Below are 368 nucleotides of genomic sequence, written 5' to 3'. Positions count from 1 at the left end.
GGTCGCGCCGTTTCCGGTCAGCCTCCTGGCGCCGGTCAACGACGTGAGGGATGTAGCCGTACGCCTCGATCGTGCGAATGTGCTCCCGGCCGCGATAACCCGCGTCGGCGCACAGATGCTTGCTTCGCCGCTGTGGCGGGCTCTTGCGGTCGACGACGATGGCACAGAGCACGTCGTCAAGCCGCTTGCAGTCATGAACGTTCGCCCCGCTCACGACGAGCGACAACGGGACGCCACGGCCGTGAGCGTCCAGTCCGACCATCTTGAAGACCCGTTAGGTGCGTAGGAGTCTCGTGTCCACCTCAACTCTTGGTGGACACATGAACACTACGCCTTCCCAACAAGCCGGTGCACGTCGGCGGCGCCGC

The 368-nt window shown here is 64.9% G+C and carries 1 pseudogene; it reads right to left on the bottom strand.

Features of this window, described 5'->3' with window-relative positions:
* Positions 1 to 241, bottom strand: a pseudogene (locus ACG02S_RS26245) (transposase); the annotation flags it as partial.
* Positions 242 to 368 lie beyond the last annotated feature (127 nt).

Origin of the sequence: Pelomonas dachongensis (assembly GCF_043555865.1) — a bacterium.
Classification (GTDB): Bacteria; Pseudomonadota; Gammaproteobacteria; order Burkholderiales; family Burkholderiaceae_C; genus Pelomonas; species Pelomonas dachongensis.
Note: the sequence above shows the minus strand (reverse complement) of the source record. Positions and strands in the feature narration are given on the sequence as shown.